The organism is Psychrobacter sp. AOP7-B1-24 (genome assembly GCF_052376215.1).
In the GTDB taxonomy this organism is placed as follows: domain Bacteria; phylum Pseudomonadota; class Gammaproteobacteria; order Pseudomonadales; family Moraxellaceae; genus Psychrobacter.
This window is the reverse complement of sequence record NZ_JBQSVL010000059.1, coordinates 1-20,751: the sequence shown is the minus strand read 5'-3', so window position 1 is coordinate 20,751 and position 20,751 is coordinate 1. Positions and strand designations below refer to the sequence as shown.

The following is a 20,751-nucleotide window of genomic DNA, read 5'->3' as shown; positions in this document are numbered from 1 at the left end:
TTTTTGTTGGCGTAACTCATGCGTTTTGATATTGATTTCATCCGTTTTATCAATAATATAGAAAATATAAGAGCAACTAGCTGTATATATAGTAAAGCGAACCTAATCAGTGGTCTCACGATACAATGTATTTTGTGACTCCTGTCTAAAATCTTCGTAACTAATGGCTGGTTCAGCTTGCGCCTCACTAGATACTGCGTCATCTGAGGTGGTATCTGTGGTCTTTTTCTCATCGATAGCCGCATTGCTATTGCTATCGACAATATCGTTATTGGCGCTCTGATTCTCACCAGTTAGCTCATCCTGTTGTGAGGCTGCTGGTGTCTCTGTAACGCTGAGCTCAGTATCAGTATCAGTATCAGTATCAGTATCAGTATCAGTATCAGTATCGGTTTGGGCATTACTGTTGGCTACTTGTTCCTCGTCAGAACTAGGCGCACTATCCGTTGGCACCGTATCGACATTACTATTAATATTTGATTCAGTATTATCAGCGGTAGCTGTGTCTGTTGGAAAAACGCCCATAAAAACAAGTGTTGCTATAACAATAGCAATCAATACTAAACCCAAAATCAGACCAATAACGAGCGTTTTTTTATTATTTGCTGGCTTGTTTTTTGCTTCTGTAGCAGCTGGTATATTGACAGCCTGCTGTTTCTGCGTTTCTTGTGTAGCTTCGTCATCATTAGCTATAGAGGTCGTCTCATCCGTATTGCAGAGCTGGTCAGACTCTGACTCAATAATTTCATTGTTGCTCTCCGCATGAGTATCATCAGAATCAATTTCTAGGAATTCATCTGTATCAATAGACAGTACTTGATCTGAGAAATCTGACTCTGACTCAACAACCTCGTTGTTACTTTCTACATGAGTATCATCAAAATCAATCTCTAAGGAATCATCTGTATCAATAGACAGTACTTGATCTGAAAAATCTAACTCTGACTCAACAACCTCGTTGTTACTTTCTACATGAGTATCATCAAAATCAATCTCTAAGGAATCATCTGTATCAATAGACAGTACTTGATCTGAAAAATCTAACTCTGACTCAACAATTTCATTGTTACTTTCCACATGAGTATCATCAGAATCAATTTCTAGGAATTCATCTGTATCAATAGACAGTACTTGATCTGAGAAATCTGACTCTGACTCAACAATTTCATTGTTACTTTCCACATGAGTATCATCAGAATCAATTTCTAGGAATTCATCTGTATCAATAGACAGTACTTGATCTGAGAAATCTGACTCAACAACCTCGTTGTTACTTTCTACATGAGTATCATCAAAATCAATCTCTAAGGAATCATCTGTATCAATAGACAGTACTTGATCTGAAAAATCTGACTCTGACTCAACAATTTCGTTGTTACTTTCCACATGAGTATCATCAAAATCAATCTCTAAGGAATCATCTGTATCAATAGACAGTACTTGATCTGAGAAATCTGACTCTGACTCAACAATTTCGTTGTTGCTCTCCGCATGAGTATCATCAAAATCAATTTCTAGGAATTCATCTGTATCAATAGACAGTACTTGATCTGAAAAATCAAACACGGTATCTGTTTCAGCCTGATCTATACTCAATGTGTTATTTAACAGATGAGTATCATTATCTGAATCGGTACGCAGCTCAAGCTCTGTTTTTCCAGAAGACTGATATTTAGGTGCTAACTTAATATTTTCAGATTGTGTTAAGTCTTCACTATTAGTGTTTTCTACACGACTGACGAACCGATCATAGATATTATTATTGGTGCGAGCACGTGGATTTCTAGTGGTGATTTCCGCCAACTTTTCTTCAAAATCTGTACCAATATCTGTTTTTTTGTCGCTCATAAAATAATACCAAACCAGTTTATTACTACAGTGTAACTATATCGTTATCAAATAATATAATTGTTCATCTTATTATCTTCAAGTACAAAATATTTTATAGTGAAAGTATATTGTAAATATCGTTACTATTCTGCATATTTTCTAACTTATAGTTAAATTTATATAAATTCGATATGTTGCAATCCTTGCTAACTGTACGAGTATGTCGCTACTTTGGCTATGACAAAGCTTTTTTAATACCTGAATATAATAACCAATGGAAAATAGAAATGAGCAATACAAACAACGCCTGGTTGGCTTTGAGTTAATAGCTCAACTAGCCCTATGTTTAATAGACTCTAATATTAGTCGGTGAATAGGTGGTTATATGGATAGAGGTATGCACTATACTGATAAGCCATAGAGTGGCTATAGTCACTCCTCTATCTACTGAATACGGCGTCAGTCTCGCTTAGCTTACTATTTACAGCACTTTCACTTGGTTTCCTTGTATCCAAGTTATATTGAACCGACTATATCAACACAGGTTTAACGGTATGGACTTAAAACAACTGAATGCCTTTATATCTATCGCAGAGTTGCGTAGCTTTAGCGCGGCGGCAACCAAGACAGGGTTGTCACAGCCTACTCTGAGCCGCTTACTCAAACAGCTCGAAACCGATATGGGTGTGGAGCTGGTTGATCGTTATCATAGGCCGCTCGATTTGACTGAGGCTGGTGCATTTTTTTACGATAAAATCAGTGCCATTCTAACAGAGATTGATACAGTGACCAGTATGACGCAGCGGTTATCCGCACCAAGTAGTATTCTTAATATTGGTTTTGTTCCTTCCGTGCTCTATGGGTTGCTCCCAGAAATCATTGCTAGGCTCAAGCAGTCCAGTCCTGATATTGAAGTCAATCTCAAAGATATCAGCTCCTATCAGCAAATGGATGCTCTAAAATCTGGTGATATCGACATTGGCTTTGGTCGTTTTGCGCATCAAGACCCATGGGTTCAGCAAATATTACTGCGCCATGAACGCTATGTCGTTGCCTTACCTAAAGCGCATGCTTTAGCACATGTACGTGAGCAGAGGCTGATAGACTTGGCAAACAACCGATTGATTCTATATCATCAAACGCGTTTGCCGATGGCCACGCCAAACGCTCATACCAAAACGCTTCATACGAATAAAGAATCGGCAACCAACGATACGCCCATTACTGAGCCTTTGCTGCATTTATTTGCACAATACGGTATTTCTCCTTTTATGACAACAACGGTGAGTGATTTACAGATCGCACTGGGTCTAGTAGCAGCAGGTGAAGGTATTACGCTCGTACCTGCCAGCCTACAAACGGTACGTACCGAACAAATCAGCTATCAACGCTTGGTGCATGAAAACGTTACCTCCCCTATCTATCTACACACGCTCAAAGACTTCGTTCATCCTAGTATTCCTGATTTACTGACTGCTATTTATCATGTTTATGAACAACGTGGTATTACTTATCGACATCAGAAATTTACCTAAAAAACTGATTATTAACCATTCGTTAGCTTAGGTGATGAAAATAATCATTATCTCGTATCATTATAGATATGCTAAAGTCGCCTATAAATATTTAACTATCACTGTTTTTATCCTTTTAGTCTTTACCATTTCATTTATAAACATTACTTATTAGTTGCAGGCACTCTGTCACAGGTCAGTGTTAGGGTGTCTCTAGAGATATAATTTGAGGTATGTATGACCGCACAACAAACAAACACGCTTGATAGCGCTACTAACCAGGAAGGCTTTAGTTGGCGTATCTTTGGTCCTGGGATTTTGATGGCGACCGCTGCCATTGGTGGCTCACACCTCATTTCATCGACACAGGCTGGCGCACTTTATGGCTGGCAGCTGGCCATTATTATTGTATTAGCCAATGTTTTTAAATACCCATTTTTCCGTTTTGGTACAGATTATGTCTACGATACTGGTGAAAGTCTGATTGCAGGCTATGCCAAACGCTCTAAGACATATCTATGGGTATATTTTATTCTCTCTATATTATCAGCGATTATTAGCACTGGCGCAGTGTCATTAATCGCAGCCGTTATTCTTGGTTTTATGCTGCCCGCCTCTATTGAGCTGTCTACCATTACATTGGCATGGATAGTGACAATTGTATGCTGGGTATTTTTGATTGCCGGTCACTACAAGCTGCTCGATGGTGTAACCAAATGGATTATGATTGCGCTAACGATTGCTACTGTAGCCGCAGTTGTCATCGCTGCTGGCAGACCGACCGTTATGGCCGTTGACTTCGTTGCAGTCACGCCTTGGAATTTGGCCACATTAGGTTTTATCGTGGCCCTCATGGGTTGGATGCCAGCGCCGCTTGAGTTTGCTGCCATTACATCCATGTGGACCTCTGCAAAACGTAAAACAGACCATACCACTCACAAACAAGGTTTGCTTGATTTCAATGTCGGGTTTTTGGTATCTGCTATTTTAGCGTTGTTCTTTCTATCACTAGGTGTTTTTGTTCAATATGGCTCTGGTCAAGAGATTCAAACGGCAGGCATTGCCTATATTGATCAGCTTATCAATATGTATACGGCGACCATCGGTGAATGGTCAAGACTATTGGTCGCTTTTATTGCCTTTATGTGCATGTTCGGCACAACGATTACTTGTGCTGATGGCTACGGCCGAGCCAATGCTGAGTGCTGGCGCTTACTCAAAGGTGAAAAAGCGATTAATAAAAAACAAATCTCATTTTGGACGACTTACGCTATCGGTGGTGGTTTGGTTATTATTACCTTCTTTGCAGGACAGCTAGGTACTATGCTCAAGTTTGCCATGATATCAGCATTTGTCTCTGCGCCTATCTTTGGTTGGTTGAACTACTCACTGGTTAAAAATCAGCAAAAACTATCAGCAGGCATGAATATTTACTCGATTGTGAGCTTATTATTCCTAGGTGGTGTTGCCTTGTTATTCTTAGCCAACCTTGCAGGTCTCTTTGGTTAAGTGAGTTTATTACAACGTATCTAAAAACGTTGCGTCCAAAAATGCAGTACATGCAAAAAACATAAAACCCCTTTTAGCTAGGCTAATAAGGGGTTTTTCTTGTTTGATATTTATCAATATCTGACAAGTCTTCCTATTATCTTTGTAAATAAATGTAAATACTCAAAACGGCTTGCCTGAATAGTTTTACTAAAATGAATAGTAATTTATATGGAATGCTATTTTTTGGATAATGCTATTTAATAATTGAATATTATTAATATTAATTAATATACTATTTAAATATAATAATTACTAGGGATAAAAATATACTTTTCAGCGAGCAATAATTGAGTATAATCGATGGCAACAAAGATAATATCACCCCTCTAAGTAAGGATTAAGACATGACTTTACCATCGGCTGGCACGCGCTTTCGCAGTGCTATGAAACAAAAAAATGATAACAACCAACCCTTACAGATTGCTGGCGCGATTAATGCTTATACCGCGATGATGGCGACTCAAGTTGGTCACCAAGCGTTGTACTTGTCTGGTGCGGGCGTGGCAAATGCTTCATTTGGCCTACCTGATCTGGGTATGACGAGTTTAGATAATGTCTTAGAAGATGCTCGCCGTATCACCGATGCGGTTGATACACCACTATTGGTAGATGTCGATACTGGTTTTGGTGGTGCGTTCAACATTGCTCAAACTATCAGAAAAATGGAAAAGGCAGGCGTGGCAGCAGTACATATCGAAGACCAAGTGGCTCAAAAGCGCTGTGGTCACCGACCAAATAAAGAAATCGTTAGTATTGTAGAGATGGTAGATCGCCTAAAAGCAGCACTAGATGCCAAAACCGATCCTGACTTTGTGGTGATGGCACGTACTGATGCATTGTCTGTAGAAGGTTTAGATGCAGCTGTTGAACGCGCCGTTGCCTTTCAAGAAGCTGGTGCTGATATGATTTTTGCAGAAGCATTAACCGATATCAAAATGTATCGCAAGTTTACGGATGTCCTAGACATTCCTGTACTGGCCAACATGACAGAATTTGGTCAGACTGATTTATATACCACTGACCAGCTATACAGTGTGGGTGTCGAGATGGTGTTGTATCCACTATCCGCATTTCGTGCGATGAACAAAGCAGCACTAAACGTTTATCAACACCTGTTGAACGATGGCACACAAGAAAAGGTCGTTGATACTATGCAGACTCGTATGGAACTGTATGATTTTTTAAACTATCATGAGTTTGAGCAAACACTAGACAAATTGTTTGCCGATAATAAGTAATACCAAAAACTAAACCGTTTTTTATTACTTTTATTTTAAAAAATCAACCCTCCCCTACTTTTAGGTTATTTATGTCATTTTTTACTGCTAATACCATCGCTAAATCTTCAATGCTTAGCTGCACGCTTGCCGCTCTGTTGCTGACAACAGGCTGTGATAAAACACCAGAAACCGTTGACGAAACCACTAGTGAGGCGAGTGAGATGAGCGCCTCTACTGCTGCCGAAACGTCACCAGCTACTACTCAAGATAACTTGCTGATGACAGAAATGACATTAGATACTGTTAACAATTTCGTATTTACTCCGCTTATTAGTAGTGGATCGCTCAATGCAGAGCAAGTAAGCTGCCTTGAATCGCGCGACAAAGACTTGGGTAGAGAAGAAATTAATAACTTCTATAACACAGAGTTTACCGATGCAGAGTTACAAGAGTTAGAGGCGTTTTATAACTCAGATCTAGGGAAAAAACTGATCGCCTTTGGTAACGAACAAATACGCATTATGAGTGGCGAAGAAGTCGAAACACCGATGGAACAACCTACCAAAGAAGAAATGGCAGAAATACAAACCTTTATGCAATCACCAGTTGGCGCTAAGTACATGCAGCTAAACAAGGCTCAAGGTGAAGGCAGTGTAATGCAAGCAATGAGTGCACCGATTCAGGCTGAGTTCGATCGTTGTAATATTACTGTTGATTTAGATGCACCACAACCACAGTCTTAGTTGCACACAACCAGCGCTATAGTCAGTCAACAATAAGCAAAGAAACTGCTTAGGGTGTGTCCCCATGTTGAACATAGAGATAAAAATGAGATAAATAGCAGTCAAACTAAGAAAAATAGTGCAGATAATATCGAGATATTAGCAAGCTACTTAACGCAGTTTGGCAAATACTTAGCCATTTTTAGCCCATTTAATACTGATTGTTCAGATTGGGGACACGCCCATAGACTTCTTGCGAAAGTGTCAGTTAACTGGTTTCTAATAACGAAACCATAAAAGCTAGCAATGACTGATGCAAGAAGTCACATTATAAGAAACACCTTTTTTTACTTTTCACCCAAAAAGCTACCAACAAAAGGAATTCAATCATGGCAGCACAAAAACAACTTTCAGGCGCAGGTCTACGAGGTCAGGTCGCTGGCAAGACGGCACTATCAACCGTTGGTAAATCAGGCTCAGGTCTGACGTATCGCGGTTATGACGTATCAGAACTCGCAGACAAATGCATCTTTGAAGAGGTGGCCTACTTGCTACTTTATGGCAACTTGCCAAACCAAAGCCAACTTGATGCTTATCAAGCCAAGCTCAAAACATTACGTGGTCTACCACAAGCGCTAAAAGACGTACTTGAACGCATCCCAAGCGATTCGCACCCAATGGATGTACTACGTACCGGTTGCTCTATGCTGGGTAACCTTGAAACTGAGACTGACTTTGCCGAAGAAAAAGACAAAACAGACCGCATGTTGGCGGTTTTCCCATCAATCATTAACTACTGGTATCGCTTCACGCATGACAACGTGCGTATCGAAACCGAAACGGATGATGAAACCATCGGTGGCCATTTCTTACATCTGTTAAAAGGCGAAAAACCAAACGAGCTACACACAAAAGTGATGAATATCTCACTTATTTTGTATGCTGAGCATGAGTTCAATGCTTCAACCTTTACCGCTCGTGTGTGTGCGTCTACCTTATCTGACATTCATTCTTGTATCACAGGTGCAATTGGCTCATTGCGTGGTCACTTGCATGGCGGTGCGAACGAAGCTGCGATGGATATGATTGAAGGTTTTGGTTCAGCCGATGAAGCCGAAACCGAGATGTTAGCTATGCTGGCACGTAAAGATAAAATCATGGGCTTTGGTCATGCCATCTATAGCGAATCAGATCCTCGTAACGTCGTAATTAAAGGTTGGGCTGAGAAGCTAGCCGCTGACGTTGGTGATGAGGTGCTATACCCCGTATCAGTACGCTGTGAAGAGGTCATGTGGCGCGAGAAAAAACTGTTCTGTAATGCTGACTTTTTCCATGCGTCTGCTTATCACTTTATGGGTATTCCAACCAAACTGTTCACTCCAATCTTTGTGTGCTCACGCTTAACAGGTTGGGCATCTCATGTATTTGAGCAACGTGCTAACAACCGTATCATCCGTCCAAGTGCAGAATATACGGGTGAAGAGCTGCGTCCAGTACCAGATATGAGTGCGCGTTAATTATTTAAAGTAGGATAATTTTTTTAAGATGTGCTTTGCGTGCTGAGAGTTAGACAACCTTTAACTGGCGCGCATGGCACACTCTATACTTAACTTTTGATATCTATGTTTACGTTTGGAGAAGTATGATGACAGTATGGCCATCATATGTCGTTTGGGTGGCAAGCTTCTTATGGTTAGTGGTATTACTAATCAAACCTATCGTCTATCCTCACCAAAACCAAAAGACGTCAAAAGTAGATATATTTATTTTCATAATATCAGCAATCACTCTACTCAGTTTTAGTTATACCAGTATCAAGTTTACGATGGATTTTTCTCAGAATAGTTTAAGTCGAGAGTGGTTAGATTTTTTGCTCAACTTATGGGGTTCTTTGTTTGTCATCAATATAGTATGCATGATAATGGCTTGGGCTAAATTATTTCGCCAAAATGCTCCGTCCTCGCATACCAATTGGTTTTTTATATTCACTACGACATTAGGAGTCGGTCATATACTGGCTTTAGGATCTTATGTTTAAACGTTCAATATCATTTTTTTAGCAAAGTCTTTTTTATCGCTTTTTATCGCTAAAAACGAGAAAACCAACGATTTTGCTAAGAGAATATCTTTTATTAATTTTAATCTAAACCAGCTAACCGCCAAAGGTGACTTATGGACAATGCACTAGTACAACCAATGAACGAACCCTTTAAAAAACCACTTCCTGATACTGACCTTTACTACTTTGACACCCGAGAAGCTGTCGAGAGCATCGAAGCTGGCGCGTATGACAAACTACCTTTCTGTTCAAAAGTATTGTGCGAAAACCTAGTACGCCGTTGTCCACCAGAAGAGCTAACCAATGCACTTAAGCAGCATATCGACCGCAAGCAAGACCTTGACTTTCCTTGGTACCCTGCCCGTGTCGTTTGTCATGATATTTTGGGTCAGACGGCTTTTGTTGATTTGGCTGGCCTACGTGATGCTATCGCTGAGCAAGGTGGCGACCCTGCTAAAGTAAACCCTATCGTGCCAACTCAGCTTATCGTTGACCATTCATTAGCTGTTGAGCATGCAGGCTTTGAAGACAATGCGTTTGAGAAAAACCGTGCCATTGAAGAGCGCCGTAATGATGACCGTTTTCACTTTATCAACTGGTGCGAATACGCCTTTGATAACGTAAACGTGGTGCCACCAGGTAATGGCATTATGCACCAAATCAACCTAGAAAAAATGTCACCTGTAGTACAAGTGGTACAAAACAAAGCAGGCGAAAAAGTCGCTTTTGCCGATACGTTAGTGGGTACAGATAGCCACACACCAATGGTCGATGCGCTCGGTGTTATCTCAATCGGTGTGGGCGGATTAGAAGCTGAAAGCGTGATGCTCGGCAATCCATCGTATATGCGCCTGCCTGATTACGTGGGTGTCAAACTTACAGGTAAATTGCAAAAAGGCATTACTGGCACGGATTTGGTACTGGCCATGACTGAGTTTTTGCGTGATGCCGGTGTGGTTTCTACCTATATAGAATTCTTCGGTGATGGCGCACGCCAGCTGACTGTCGGTGACCGCGCCTCTATCTCCAACATGACGCCTGAGTATGGCGCAACTGCTGCGATGTTCTATATCGATGAGCAAACCATCGACTATCTGCGTCTGACTGGTCGTAGTGAAGAACAAATCAAACTGGTTGAGCAGTATGCCAAACAAACTGGCCTATGGGCTGACGGTATGAAAAAAGCCGAATACGCACGCGTGCTTGAGTTTGATCTGTCATCAGTAGGCCGCAATTTGGCAGGGCCTTCGCGTCCACATGCCCGCGTATCGACCGATGATTTGGTTGCCAAAGGCATCGCTCACGCTCCTGATGAGAAACTACCTGAATCAAAGGACGGTTTGATGCCAGATGGCGCAGTGATTATCGCGGCTATCACCAGCTGTACCAACACCTCAAACCCGCGCAATATGGTAGCAGCAGGCCTGGTGGCTCGTAATGCTAATGCCAAAGGATTATTACGGAAACCTTGGGTCAAATCATCCTTAGCACCTGGCTCAAAAACGGTCAAAATGTACCTAGAAGAAGCAGGTCTGATGCCTGAGCTACAAGAAATCGGTTTTGACGTGGTTGGTTTTGCCTGTACGACCTGTAACGGCATGAGTGGTGCGCTAGACCCTGATATCGAAAAAGAAATCATCGACAATGATTTATTTACCACGGCAGTACTCTCAGGTAACCGTAACTTTGATGGACGTATCCACCCTTATGCCAAGCAAGCATTCTTAGCATCGCCGCCATTGGTTATTGCGTATGCCATCGCTGGCAACATCCGTTTTGATATCGAAAAAGACTCATTGGGCAAAGACCAAGATGGCAATGATGTTTATCTAAAAGACATTTGGTTTGATGACGAAGAAGTCGATGCTATCGTTGCCGCTGCCGTTAAACCTGAACAGTTCGATGCCGTTTATATTCCTATGTTTGATGAAACCAAAAAAGACATGGGTAAAACGCTAAGCCCTTTATATGACTGGCGTGAGATGACCACCTATATCCGCCGTCCACCGTATTGGGAAGGAAAAATGGCGAAGAAAAATACCCTAACAGGTCTGCGTCCGCTTGCCGTACTTGGTGACAACATCACAACCGACCATATGTCGCCATCAAATGCTATTCTTGGCTCATCAGCAGCTGGCGAGTATCTAGATACTATGGGTTTGCCTGCTGAGGACTATAACTCATACGCTACTCACCGCGGTGACCATTTAACCGCGCAACGTGCCACCTTTGCCAATCCTAAGTTATTGAACGAGATGGTACGCGATGAGGAAGGTGAAATTATCCAAGGCTCATTGGCCCGCGTCGAGCCAGAAGGTCAAGTGATGCGTATGTGGGAAGCGATTGAAACCTACATGAACCGTGAGCAACCGCTTATCATCATCGCAGGTGATGGCTATGGTCAAGGCTCTAGCCGTGACTGGGCTGCCAAAGGCGTGCGTCTCGCTGGTGTAGAAGCCGTCGTTGCTGAGGACTTTGAGCGTATTCATCGTCAAAACTTAGTTGGTATGGGTGCCCTACCTCTGCAGTTCGAAGAAGGCACGACTCGCAACACGTTAAATATCGATGGTACAGAAACCTTTGATGTCACAGGTGAAGTCTCTGCTGGCGGATTGATGATGTTGGTGATTCATCGTACCGACGGCAGTATCACAGAAGCGCCTATTATTTGCCGCTTAGATACAGCTGATGAAGTAAAAATGTATAACGCGGGCGGTATGCTACAACGCTTTGCCAAAGAGTTCATCGAAGGTACGTTAGATATTGTTTAAACCTTTAGTATGATATGAGTATATAAGGAGCCGATGTTGTATAACCTTTTTATATGACATCGGCTTTTATTTGCTTTTGCGTTCTATACACTGAGTTTTGTCACTTACTCCTAAGTATTAGATAGTAGCTAAATATTGAGTTTACTTAATCAATGGCGTAATATGTACCATATATTGTACAAGTTATGCAAAATATCATGAAAGGAGTAAGCCATGAGAGTCGTTAGTTTTTCAGAAGCCAGAAAACACCTAAAATCCGTCCTAGATACGGTAAACGATGATGCCAACGCCACTATCGTAACCCGCCGTGACGCTGATGATGCGGTTGTGATGTCGCTTGATTATTACAATAGCCTGATGGAAACTGTCTATCTATTAAAGTCTCCTGCCAATGCAGCGCACTTAGCGGATTCTATTGCTCAATATAAAGCTGGCAAGACCGTTACGCGTGAGCTAATTGATACGGCAGAAGATAGTGATGACAATGAGCATGCGGATAACGACATTGAGAGTGCTTAAACTCAAAGGCTTGAATCAACGCAAAGGGTCTGACAATGAGTGAACAACTAGCATGGACAGATGCTGCGTGGAAAGACTACCTGTACTGGCAAACGCAAGATAAAAAAACACTCAAACGTATTAACAAACTTATCACCGAATGTAAGCGTAATCCGTTTGAAGGCATTGGCAAACCTGAACCCCTAAAAGAAAACCTATCTGGATTTTGGTCAAGACGCATCGATGATGCCAATCGGTTGGTATATGCCGTCGATGATAACTATCTGACGATTATCTCTTGTCGCTATCATTATTAATAAGCACTTTTAGTCATTCATGTTTACTTGCTGATGGCACCATCCTAATCTTACAACAATATAAAAAGGACTTAATACAGTGGCTCAAACCAATCCTAAATCCAAACCTTCTTTCGCTCCGCAAATATCAGTCCCCGCCACCTATATGCGCGGTGGTACCTCAAAAGGCACTTTCTTTAAACTGTCTGATTTACCTGAGCGTTGCCAAGTCGCTGGCGAGTCACGTGATAAGTTTTTGCTACGTGTGATTGGTAGCCCAGACCCTTATGGTAAGCAAATCGATGGCTTGGGTAATGGCAGCTCTAGCACCTCAAAAACGGTTATTTTATCTCCAGCAAATGATGACAGCCACGATGTCAATTATCTATTTGGACAAGTCAATATCGCCAAACCCATGATTGACTGGGCGGGTAACTGCGGCAACTTAACCGCAGCTGTTGGTGCTTGCGCCATTAACATGGGGCTAGTTGCTGCCGACAAGATTGCTAATAGCATCGATGACAATACTAAAAGCGGCATTTGTGAAGTACGCATTTGGCAAGAAAACATCGGCAAAACTATCATTGCCCATGTTCCCGTCTATCAAGACGCAGATAAAAAAGTCCAGGTTCAAGAAACAGGCGACTTTGAATTAGACGGCGTCACCTTTCCCGCCGCTGAAGTCAAAATTGAGTTTATCGATCCAGTCGATGCCACCAGCGACATGTTCCCTACTGGCAACTTGGTCGATGACTTCGATGTAACGGGTTGCGGTTTAAATACCGATAGCGTCAAAGCTACCTTTATTAGCGCTGGTATCCCGACCATCTTTATGAAAGCAGAAGATTTGGGGTTTATGGGTACTGAATTGCAAGGTGATATCAATAGCGACAGCGAGCTACTTGCTAAGCTTGAGACTATCCGCGCCAAAGGCGGTGTGGCGATGGGATTATTTAAAGATGTGAGCGAGGCACAGACCAGTCAACACATTCCTAAAATCGCTTGGGTGGGCGCAGCACAGAGCTATACCGCCTCTAGTGGTAAGTCGGTCGATGCTGGCGAAATTGATTTAGTGGTACGTGCCATGAGTATGGGGCAATTGCATCACGCCATGATGGGTACAGCAGCTGTCGCCATTGCTGCAGCAGCAACCACACAAGGAACCTTAGTAAATGAGGCCGCTGGTGGTCAGAAGTTCGATGAAGTACGTTTTGGTCACCCATCAGGTACTCTACTAGTAGGCGGCAAAACAGAACAAGTCGATGACCGCTGGCAAGCCAAAAAAGTCTCGATGAGCCGTTCAGCAAGGCGTATCATGGTTGGTGAGGTTTTTGTGCCAGCAGATGCTTTTTAGTACGCCTCATAAGTAAAAACTAACAAATTGATAACTCCTAAGTGTTAGTATTAAGATCTGTTTGATATTCAAATATTAGGTATAACACAATGAGTAGGCAAGATTTTGAGCAAGTCATCAGCCCTTTCTTCTGGGTCGAGCACGAAGATAGCGTTTCTGTATGTTTGAGCGATGTGGGTTCTTATAAAGCTGAAGTTTTTGCCACACGTGCCAACGAAGGGTTTGAAGGCAATGGTTATGATTGGGGAAGTTTAGCCACTGTATTCTTGCAAGAAAAATATCCAGAATGGCAAAATGTGATCAAATTCGATCCAGAAGGCAGTATGTTTGTGGCGTATTCATCAGATAAAAATGCCCTGAGTACTTTTACTGTGGCCTTTAAGCAAGCATGCGATGACCACAATTTGATAGTAGATTTATTTTCACGTGCTGAACTAGATTAACTAACGGTAATCGCTACGGTTATTTTCGATATGCCAACCCCACCGCGCCGCGTTCCACTTAATATCAAGCCGCCCACCAATAAAGCAGAACGGGGCGCTTTACTGTGGTCTATCCTCAAAAAGCTAGCCGTGTTTGCCGCGCCTTACAAAGCGTTAATTTTACTCACGTTGATATTAACGGTACTCGGCTCGTTTACCGCGCAGGTCAACGCTTTTGTATTGCGCTACACCGTAGACACCTTAACCGACATCGCTACCCTCACCGACCCTTGGGCGGCGGGTGGACGTATGCTAGGTATTATTAGTGCGGTGCTACTCATCAAAGAAGTATTGTCTATTTTTATCTCATTTGGGCAACGCTACTTTGGCGAAAGAATCCGCATCAATCTCTCAAGAGATTTATCTCAAAAGGTGGTTGAGCGTATTCTCACCTATCGCATGGCATTTTATACCAGTAGCAATAACGACAGCGGCAAACTACAAACCCGTATTGACTTAGGTGTCAGTAGCCTCACCAGCTTGGTACAGAACTTTTTTATTGACATGCTGCCGTTATTTGCCAGTGCCATTGTGTCACTCGTCATCATGTTTTCTACCAATTTTTGGGTAGGCATGGTTGGTCTTATCATTGTGCCCATTTATTTCTTTATCAGTCAAAAACAAGCCAACCGCCTGCAAGGATTTCGGCGGCAAATGCGTGGTTACCGCGAAACAAAAAGCGGGCTGGTTATCTCCTTAATTAACGCCATCAGCGTGGTCAAGTCTTTTGTACGCGAACCCATTGAAGCCCAAAAGCACTTGGCGATTCAAAAAGACATGACTGACAATCAGCTACGTATTCGTAGCATTGCTTTTATTTATGATGGCGTCAAAACCTTTATCGAACAGATTGGCGTGGTGATGATTATCTTACTCACGGCCTATTTTGTGCTAAAAGGCGAGATGACCATTGGTATGATTTTGTTTCATGTCATGCTGTTTCAAAATGTCGCCGCGCCCATTCGTCAGTTGCATCGCATTTACGATCAGATCAACAATGCACTAACCTATGCCGAAGGATTTTTTGATATTTTAGAAGACGACAAGCAAGTCGAGACGATTGGTGGCTTACCAAGTCAGCAGTTGCAAGGCCACATTGAGCTAAAAAACGTCGATTTTACTTATCCTAATGGTACCAAAGCCTTAAACGATGTCAGCTTTACCATTAAACCCAATCGTATTACCGCGCTAGTGGGTTTAAGCGGTGCTGGCAAGAGCACCATCATCAATCTGTTGGTTAAATTTTATGAGCCAGAAGCCGGTAGTATTTGCTTAGATGGTCATGATTTAGACGACTATGATACGCAAGCTTTACGACAGAAAATTGGCCTTGTGCTACAAAGCAACCATATTTTTTCGGGTACGATTGGTGAAAACATTCGTTATGGAGACATGAGTGCAACGGACGAAGATATCATTGCCGCTGCTAAAAAAGCGTCAATACATCAGCAAGTCATTGCCCTACCAAGTGGCTATGACAGCGAAGCCAAATCGCTGTCTGGTGGTCAGCAGCAGCGCATTGCACTGGCTAGGATGTTTTTGAAGGATCCGCCTATCGTATTTTTGGATGAACCAACCGCCAGTCTTGATGCCATTGCCAGTCAGCAAGTCAAAAAAAGCTTGGATTTGATCAAAAAAGATAGAACCGTAATTATTGTGTCGCACAATATTGCGCAGATTATTGATGCTGATGATTTGGTAGTGATAGAAAATGGCCAAGTAGTCGAGACAGGCACGCATGAGGAACTGTATAAACAACGTGGCAAGTACTTTGAGATTTTTAGCGCCATGTCTGACAGCTTGAATTTGGATAAGATCAGTCAAACGCTACATGGTTAGCAATGGTTAATACGTGCTTAAATCGTTATAATGATCCTTACTTAAAAAATTCTAGGGTCTATTGAACAGTCAAATAGCGATTAGCCGTACTAATGTTTGAATGTTTAATAGACCCTAATCGTTACTATAGTTAAAAGTCGCTATAGCCAAATCCAAATCAATCCGCTAAAAGCTGCTTCATTATGACCTGTAATTTTTCTGTTAAAACGTTCGATGAACTTACCTCGGTTGATCTTTATCATATTTTAAAAGCGCGCTCGCAAGTGTTTGTGGTCGAACAAAACTGCGCTTATCAAGATATGGATGAGCTGGATTTTGACTGTCTGCATCTGATCGCCCATCAAAATGAGACCCTGATCGCATATTGCCGAATCATTCCGCCTGAATTTAATAAGTTAAAATCTAACCTGTCGGTAGCCGACGCCGCACCGAGTGATACCTCTATGTCTGCGATTGGTCGCGTGCTGGTATTAGCAGAGCATCGAGGTGGCGGCTTAGCACGGGATATGATGAACCATGCTATTGCACATTGTCGTAAAAAATATGGCAAAAAACGCCCTATCATTATCTCTGCACAAGCCTACTTGCTAGATTTTTATCAGTCTTTAGGGTTTGTACCCGAAGGCGAACACTACCTCGAAGACAATATTGAGCATGTAAAAATGGTGCTACATGTGGTCAAAAAAGTGAAAGTAAAAAAAGAAAGCACAAGCTCTACTTCTACCACGAGTAAGATTCTCAGCTTTTTACTATTAATCATGTCAGCGTTATTCGTTTTAGGTTTACTGTACTTGATGACCTAAAGCAACGACTCGCTCATTTCTCACCGCTATACCGCTATCACCAAGAAATAGACTCTCCAGCCCAATCTACAAAACTGCCTGATTGTGCTGCCGTCATACCACTCAGTACTTCTAACAAGCATTCAGCACTATAGGCTGGCGAGAATAAATGTCCGTCAGCCACATTGCCTTGAAACGGCGCTGATAGTTGCGTGTTAACCGTTCCTGGCTGCATGACTACCACGCATACGTCCTTGAACGACCTACCCCATTCGATGCTTAGGTTTTTCATTCCCATATTGAGTGCAGCTTTACTCATCCGGTAGCTATACCAACCGCCCAATTGATTGTCACTGATACTACCCACTCGCGCTGATATCGTCGCAAAAACAGCGGGTACCTTGTTGCTGCGCTTAGCTTTTACCAGCAATGATTTCATATGCTTAGCAATCAGCAAACTGGCTAGAGCGTTTACTTGCATATTCTGTAAAAAGAAATCCGTCTCCATCTGGCGCAGGGCTTTCTCCGGTTGCTGCGTTTCAGTATGCAATAATCCCGCACAGTTAATGACCCAGTCGATATGATCCGTGTGCTGTTTGATGATGTCAGCCGCTTGTTCGATACTGCTCTCATCACAGACATCCATCGATATCCAGTGTAGATTGGCTGCTTCAAAATCAGGTAGGTTCTTATTATGAGTAGCAAAGACAAACGTGTCATGTGCTGTGTTGGCGGTTAGCTGCTCTATCATCGCCTTACCAATGCCACCTGTACCACCAATGATTAGATAGGTTTTATTATTCATGATGATTTTCCTGCTCTTATTATTTGAGTTTTTATTAGTTTTATAGTACTGAACATAGCTTATTTTGGCGTACGCTTAGGGTTTTTACCGTAATGAAAATGTTTAAAAGATGGGCACTTATGAATCATTCCTATTCGTTTATTGGCAAAATCATCAGCTTATGCCTAGTCTAGTGTAATCTTAGCGATTAATAGCCCTGATGTTTGAATGTTCAATAGACCCTATATATAGGCTACAATAACCAATTATTGCTATTTTACCTTAACGCTTTTATACGGATGTTATCGCATTATGCTATCCCCCCAAGACCAATTGACTGAGTTGGTACGCACGCTTGAGACACAGCAGCATGTATTTGCCACTGATCCGCTACTCATTACGGAAAAACTGCAAGGCGAGGATGGAAAGCCTATCCAAAAGCTACATCGCCGCGCCTCACGTATTGACAGTAATGGTGCGTTGGCACAAGTATTGGGTAAAATTGATGGCCGTATCAAAGGCATCATGGTCTTAATGAGTGTGGTGTGGTGTATCTCAGGATTTTTGGGCTTGTTTACGCTACTACAGGCCAATGTGGTGAATTTCTTTTATGTGTTGGTTTGCTTATTAGGCTTTCATACTATTATGCTCTTAGGCTGGCTTGTTATGACTTTGGTTAATCAAGGTAAGCAATCATCCAATTGGTTCGCCAGTTTTGTCAGTCCCAGTTATCTGATACGTGGTAAGGATGATGTAACCAAAGCAGCAGTCAATTTGTACGAACGTCAATTACAGCATAGCGGTATGCGCTGGTATCTTGGCAGGTTTAGCCATCAATTGTGGCTTGCGACATTGACAGGTATGCTACTGGCGATTGTGTTTTTGTTGATTGTGCGCCAGTACAGCTTTAGCTGGGAGTCGACACTACTGTCAGATCAAGCGTTGATAACACTGACTCACTTACTAGGTTGGCTACCTAGCATGGTGGGATTTGGAGTGCCGGACAGTGCGGCTATCGCACAGAGTCGATTGGTCACAGATGCCATGCCGCTATCTGTGGCACGGCAATGGGCAGGACTATTAATCGGTAGCTTGCTGATGTATGGCATCGTACCACGAGCGGTTGCTTGGGCGTTTTGTGCCTTGATGTTCCGCCGCAAAAAAATGCGTTTGGATATCAAACTGCCTTACTATCAGAAGATTTTGAATTTTTGGCAACGTCAAGTGATTGACGCCGATGATTTTAATGAGGCACCTACTCCTATCGCACCGAAAGCCACCGTGAGCGCTGGCAAGAAACTGGTCGCACTGCTTGAATACCCAACCGAGCAAGATAACTGGTGGCAATCAGGTATTGATAACACACTTGAGGGCGATATGGAGAATTTTGGCATAGTAGATGATCGTGATGATATGGCACGGTTAAAGACTTATCTAGACAGCCATCCTGTACAAGTGTTACTTGGTATTCATAATAAAGCATTACCTGACCGTGGCACATTACGCAAACTTGATCAGATTGCCAGTCATGCAAAAGAAGGACTGATTGTAAAGCTACTGAACGATACGGGTCTGACTGTCGATGCTTCAGAATTAAATGTTTCAGATTTACATACTTCAGAATCACAACAAGTAGAAAACCAAGGCCTTCGATATCAACAATGGCAAACCGCCCTCGCCGCAAGAAAAATTGGTTTGGTCGATACAGATGCTTAGCCAAATGAGCATTATATTTTTGCTTTGATTTTGGATAAATACTTTAAATTAGCAGTGCTTCTTGATGATTTTTCAGTAACGTTTGCAGTCATGTTGAGATAATAAGGATGTTTTATAATGGAAAGGATTCCAGTATGGCAACAGTAGATAACGATCTGATGACGCTAGGTCAATATGGTCAAATATTGGATGGTTATAAAGAGGCGCTGAATCAAACGATTTTAACCATTTCTCCTGGGTCATAGCATCCATTACTGGCAAGCATTTTGCCTGCGCATTGGCAGGAGTGGCTATTACCGCTGGCAGGTGGACCGTTTTTCTTATTATTTCTAGCAGAATGGTTTTATCAATCTAAGCTCGGTCAAAGTCAAAGCTTCAATTGGAGACGTGCTATAACCAATTTTAGCTTGGGCGGCTCTTATTTGGGGTTTGAGCTGGTAGTACAAGCACTTATCGTCATACCCATCTGTTTATGGTTATATCAGTATCGTTTATTTACCATTGAAGTCACGTGGCTGACGGCTATCCCTATATTTATCGCGGTTGAGTTTAGTTATTATTGGTTCCATCGTGCCTCGCACCGGATGAATTGGTTTTGGTCTGCTCACGTATTGCATCACTCTGATGATAATATGAACCTATCCACTGCCATGCGCCAAAGCTTATTATACTCAGTCACAGGTTGGTGGTTGTTCTTTGTGCCCTTGATGCTGCTAGGTGTACATCCAGTGTGGGTGTTTTTCTTTTACGCGTTTGATCTTATTTATCAGTTCTTTATCCATACCGAAACCGTTGGCAAATTTCCGAAATGGGTTGAGTATGTTTTTGACACACCATCCAATCACCGTGCCCATCATGGTACCAATGATGAATATATTGACCAAAACTATGGCGGTGTGCTTATCATCTTTGATCGCTGGTTTGGGACTTATGTGGAAGAAGATACGGTCAATAACCCAGTCCAATATGGGGCAGTTGGTGAAGCCAGTCACGATAATATTATTGGCTTAATCTTTGGTGTGTTTTATCGTATGTGGCAGCGTGTCTTTCGTGCTAAAGGTTTTAAGCAGAAGTTAAAAATATTGCTTAGACCACCCAGTGCCGCATAACGCTTTTGGATATCTACAACTAATATAAGACTCTATTATGAATAACGACCATAACAATCATGAAAATAATAAAAATAATGGCAAACCAGTTGGACTCTTTGCAGATAAGGCGTATAAGGTGACACCTGATTCAAATGACTCAAAACCCCACTCACAAACTGCACCACTACCTGTATCTGATACGCAATCACAGCCAAATATAGCAGAGCAACCGACATTAGATA

At 42.2% G+C, this 20,751-nt stretch carries 17 protein-coding genes; 15 read left to right on the top strand and 2 right to left on the bottom strand.

Going from position 1 to position 20,751, the window contains the following annotated elements; genetic code table 11:
- Window positions 1–102: 102 nt before the first annotated feature.
- Window positions 103–1,848 carry a hypothetical protein gene (locus tag ACT3QP_RS11175; protein WP_444525542.1) on the bottom strand — a complete coding sequence of 582 codons (1,746 nt, stop codon included), beginning with the start codon at window positions 1,846–1,848 and terminating at the stop codon, window positions 103–105.
- 536 nt (window positions 1,849–2,384) lie between these two features.
- Here ACT3QP_RS11175 and ACT3QP_RS11170 point away from each other — a divergent pair.
- The 12 genes from ACT3QP_RS11170 to ACT3QP_RS11115 all read left to right on the top strand — a co-directional run bounded on the left by ACT3QP_RS11170 (window position 2,385) and on the right by ACT3QP_RS11115 (window position 16,939).
- Entirely contained in the window at window positions 2,385–3,365 is a 981-nt protein-coding gene (locus ACT3QP_RS11170; protein ID WP_192518456.1) for a LysR family transcriptional regulator, read from the top strand.
- Between the two features lie 216 nt (window positions 3,366–3,581).
- Window positions 3,582–4,853 carry an NRAMP family divalent metal transporter gene (locus tag ACT3QP_RS11165; protein WP_192518457.1) on the top strand — a complete coding sequence of 424 codons (1,272 nt, stop codon included), beginning with the start codon at window positions 3,582–3,584 and terminating at the stop codon, window positions 4,851–4,853.
- A gap of 386 nt (window positions 4,854–5,239) precedes the next feature.
- Window positions 5,240–6,133 carry a methylisocitrate lyase gene (gene prpB / locus ACT3QP_RS11160; protein WP_192518458.1) on the top strand — a complete coding sequence of 298 codons (894 nt, stop codon included), beginning with the start codon at window positions 5,240–5,242 and terminating at the stop codon, window positions 6,131–6,133.
- A gap of 71 nt (window positions 6,134–6,204) precedes the next feature.
- Window positions 6,205–6,858, top strand: a complete 654-nt coding sequence (locus ACT3QP_RS11155; RefSeq protein WP_192518459.1) for a DUF2059 domain-containing protein — start codon at window positions 6,205–6,207, stop codon at window positions 6,856–6,858.
- 368 nt (window positions 6,859–7,226) lie between these two features.
- Window positions 7,227–8,354 (top strand): bifunctional 2-methylcitrate synthase/citrate synthase, encoded by a 1,128-nt coding sequence (gene prpC / locus ACT3QP_RS11150; protein ID WP_192518460.1) that lies wholly within the window; start codon window positions 7,227–7,229, stop codon window positions 8,352–8,354.
- A gap of 655 nt (window positions 8,355–9,009) precedes the next feature.
- Window positions 9,010–11,667: a Fe/S-dependent 2-methylisocitrate dehydratase AcnD gene (acnD, locus tag ACT3QP_RS11145; protein ID WP_263972654.1), complete on the top strand. Its 2,658-nt coding sequence runs from the start codon at window positions 9,010–9,012 to the stop codon at window positions 11,665–11,667.
- Between the two features lie 213 nt (window positions 11,668–11,880).
- Window positions 11,881–12,186 (top strand): type II toxin-antitoxin system Phd/YefM family antitoxin, encoded by a 306-nt coding sequence (locus ACT3QP_RS11140; RefSeq protein WP_192518461.1) that lies wholly within the window; start codon window positions 11,881–11,883, stop codon window positions 12,184–12,186.
- A gap of 35 nt (window positions 12,187–12,221) precedes the next feature.
- On the top strand, window positions 12,222–12,482 hold the full coding sequence (locus ACT3QP_RS11135; RefSeq protein ID WP_037025847.1) for a Txe/YoeB family addiction module toxin: 261 nt from the start codon (window positions 12,222–12,224) through the stop codon (window positions 12,480–12,482).
- Between the two features lie 79 nt (window positions 12,483–12,561).
- A complete protein-coding gene (gene prpF, locus ACT3QP_RS11130; protein ID WP_192518462.1) occupies window positions 12,562–13,815 on the top strand; it encodes a 2-methylaconitate cis-trans isomerase PrpF in 1,254 nt (417 codons plus the stop codon).
- A gap of 89 nt (window positions 13,816–13,904) precedes the next feature.
- Entirely contained in the window at window positions 13,905–14,258 is a 354-nt protein-coding gene (locus ACT3QP_RS11125) for an immunity 51 family protein (RefSeq protein ID WP_192518463.1), read from the top strand.
- Between the two features lie 30 nt (window positions 14,259–14,288).
- Window positions 14,289–16,136 (top strand): ABC transporter ATP-binding protein, encoded by a 1,848-nt coding sequence (locus ACT3QP_RS11120; RefSeq protein ID WP_192518464.1) that lies wholly within the window; start codon window positions 14,289–14,291, stop codon window positions 16,134–16,136.
- Window positions 16,137–16,318: 182 nt separating this feature from the next.
- Window positions 16,319–16,939: a GNAT family N-acetyltransferase gene (locus ACT3QP_RS11115; protein WP_192518465.1), complete on the top strand. Its 621-nt coding sequence runs from the start codon at window positions 16,319–16,321 to the stop codon at window positions 16,937–16,939.
- Between the two features lie 37 nt (window positions 16,940–16,976).
- Here ACT3QP_RS11115 and ACT3QP_RS11110 read toward each other — a convergent pair whose 3' ends face one another.
- Entirely contained in the window at window positions 16,977–17,723 is a 747-nt protein-coding gene (locus ACT3QP_RS11110) for an SDR family oxidoreductase (RefSeq protein WP_192518466.1), read from the bottom strand.
- 291 nt (window positions 17,724–18,014) lie between these two features.
- Here ACT3QP_RS11110 and ACT3QP_RS11105 point away from each other — a divergent pair, with 291 nt between their 5' ends.
- The 3 genes from ACT3QP_RS11105 to ACT3QP_RS11095 form a co-directional block, all read left to right on the top strand.
- The gene (locus tag ACT3QP_RS11105) at window positions 18,015–19,418 is read left to right on the top strand and encodes a DUF2868 domain-containing protein (RefSeq protein ID WP_444525541.1); all 1,404 of its coding nucleotides are present in this window, start codon (window positions 18,015–18,017) and stop codon (window positions 19,416–19,418) included.
- A 266-nt stretch (window positions 19,419–19,684) separates the two neighbouring features.
- A complete protein-coding gene (locus tag ACT3QP_RS11100; protein ID WP_444525540.1) occupies window positions 19,685–20,527 on the top strand; it encodes a sterol desaturase family protein in 843 nt (280 codons plus the stop codon).
- A 37-nt stretch (window positions 20,528–20,564) separates the two neighbouring features.
- Window positions 20,565–20,751, top strand: a 187-nt coding sequence (locus tag ACT3QP_RS11095) for a hypothetical protein (protein ID WP_444525539.1), incomplete at its 3' end; no start/stop codon positions are given.

Bases quoted from the DNA above. Each gene is read 5' to 3' on its own strand.
- ACT3QP_RS11175 (WP_444525542.1), bottom strand. From the start codon at position 1,848: ATGAGCGACAAAAAAACAGATATTGGTACAGATTTTGAAGAAAAGTTG.
- ACT3QP_RS11170 (WP_192518456.1), top strand. From the start codon at position 2,385: ATGGACTTAAAACAACTGAATGCCTTTATATCTATCGCAGAGTTGCGT.
- ACT3QP_RS11165 (WP_192518457.1), top strand. From the start codon at position 3,582: ATGACCGCACAACAAACAAACACGCTTGATAGCGCTACTAACCAGGAA.
- prpB (WP_192518458.1), top strand. From the start codon at position 5,240: ATGACTTTACCATCGGCTGGCACGCGCTTTCGCAGTGCTATGAAACAA.
- ACT3QP_RS11155 (WP_192518459.1), top strand. From the start codon at position 6,205: ATGTCATTTTTTACTGCTAATACCATCGCTAAATCTTCAATGCTTAGC.
- prpC (WP_192518460.1), top strand. From the start codon at position 7,227: ATGGCAGCACAAAAACAACTTTCAGGCGCAGGTCTACGAGGTCAGGTC.
- acnD (WP_263972654.1), top strand. From the start codon at position 9,010: ATGGACAATGCACTAGTACAACCAATGAACGAACCCTTTAAAAAACCA.
- ACT3QP_RS11140 (WP_192518461.1), top strand. From the start codon at position 11,881: ATGAGAGTCGTTAGTTTTTCAGAAGCCAGAAAACACCTAAAATCCGTC.
- ACT3QP_RS11135 (WP_037025847.1), top strand. From the start codon at position 12,222: ATGAGTGAACAACTAGCATGGACAGATGCTGCGTGGAAAGACTACCTG.
- ACT3QP_RS11125 (WP_192518463.1), top strand. From the start codon at position 13,905: ATGAGTAGGCAAGATTTTGAGCAAGTCATCAGCCCTTTCTTCTGGGTC.
- ACT3QP_RS11120 (WP_192518464.1), top strand. From the start codon at position 14,289: ATGCCAACCCCACCGCGCCGCGTTCCACTTAATATCAAGCCGCCCACC.
- ACT3QP_RS11115 (WP_192518465.1), top strand. From the start codon at position 16,319: ATGACCTGTAATTTTTCTGTTAAAACGTTCGATGAACTTACCTCGGTT.
- ACT3QP_RS11110 (WP_192518466.1), bottom strand. From the start codon at position 17,723: ATGAATAATAAAACCTATCTAATCATTGGTGGTACAGGTGGCATTGGT.
- ACT3QP_RS11105 (WP_444525541.1), top strand. From the start codon at position 18,015: ATGCTATCCCCCCAAGACCAATTGACTGAGTTGGTACGCACGCTTGAG.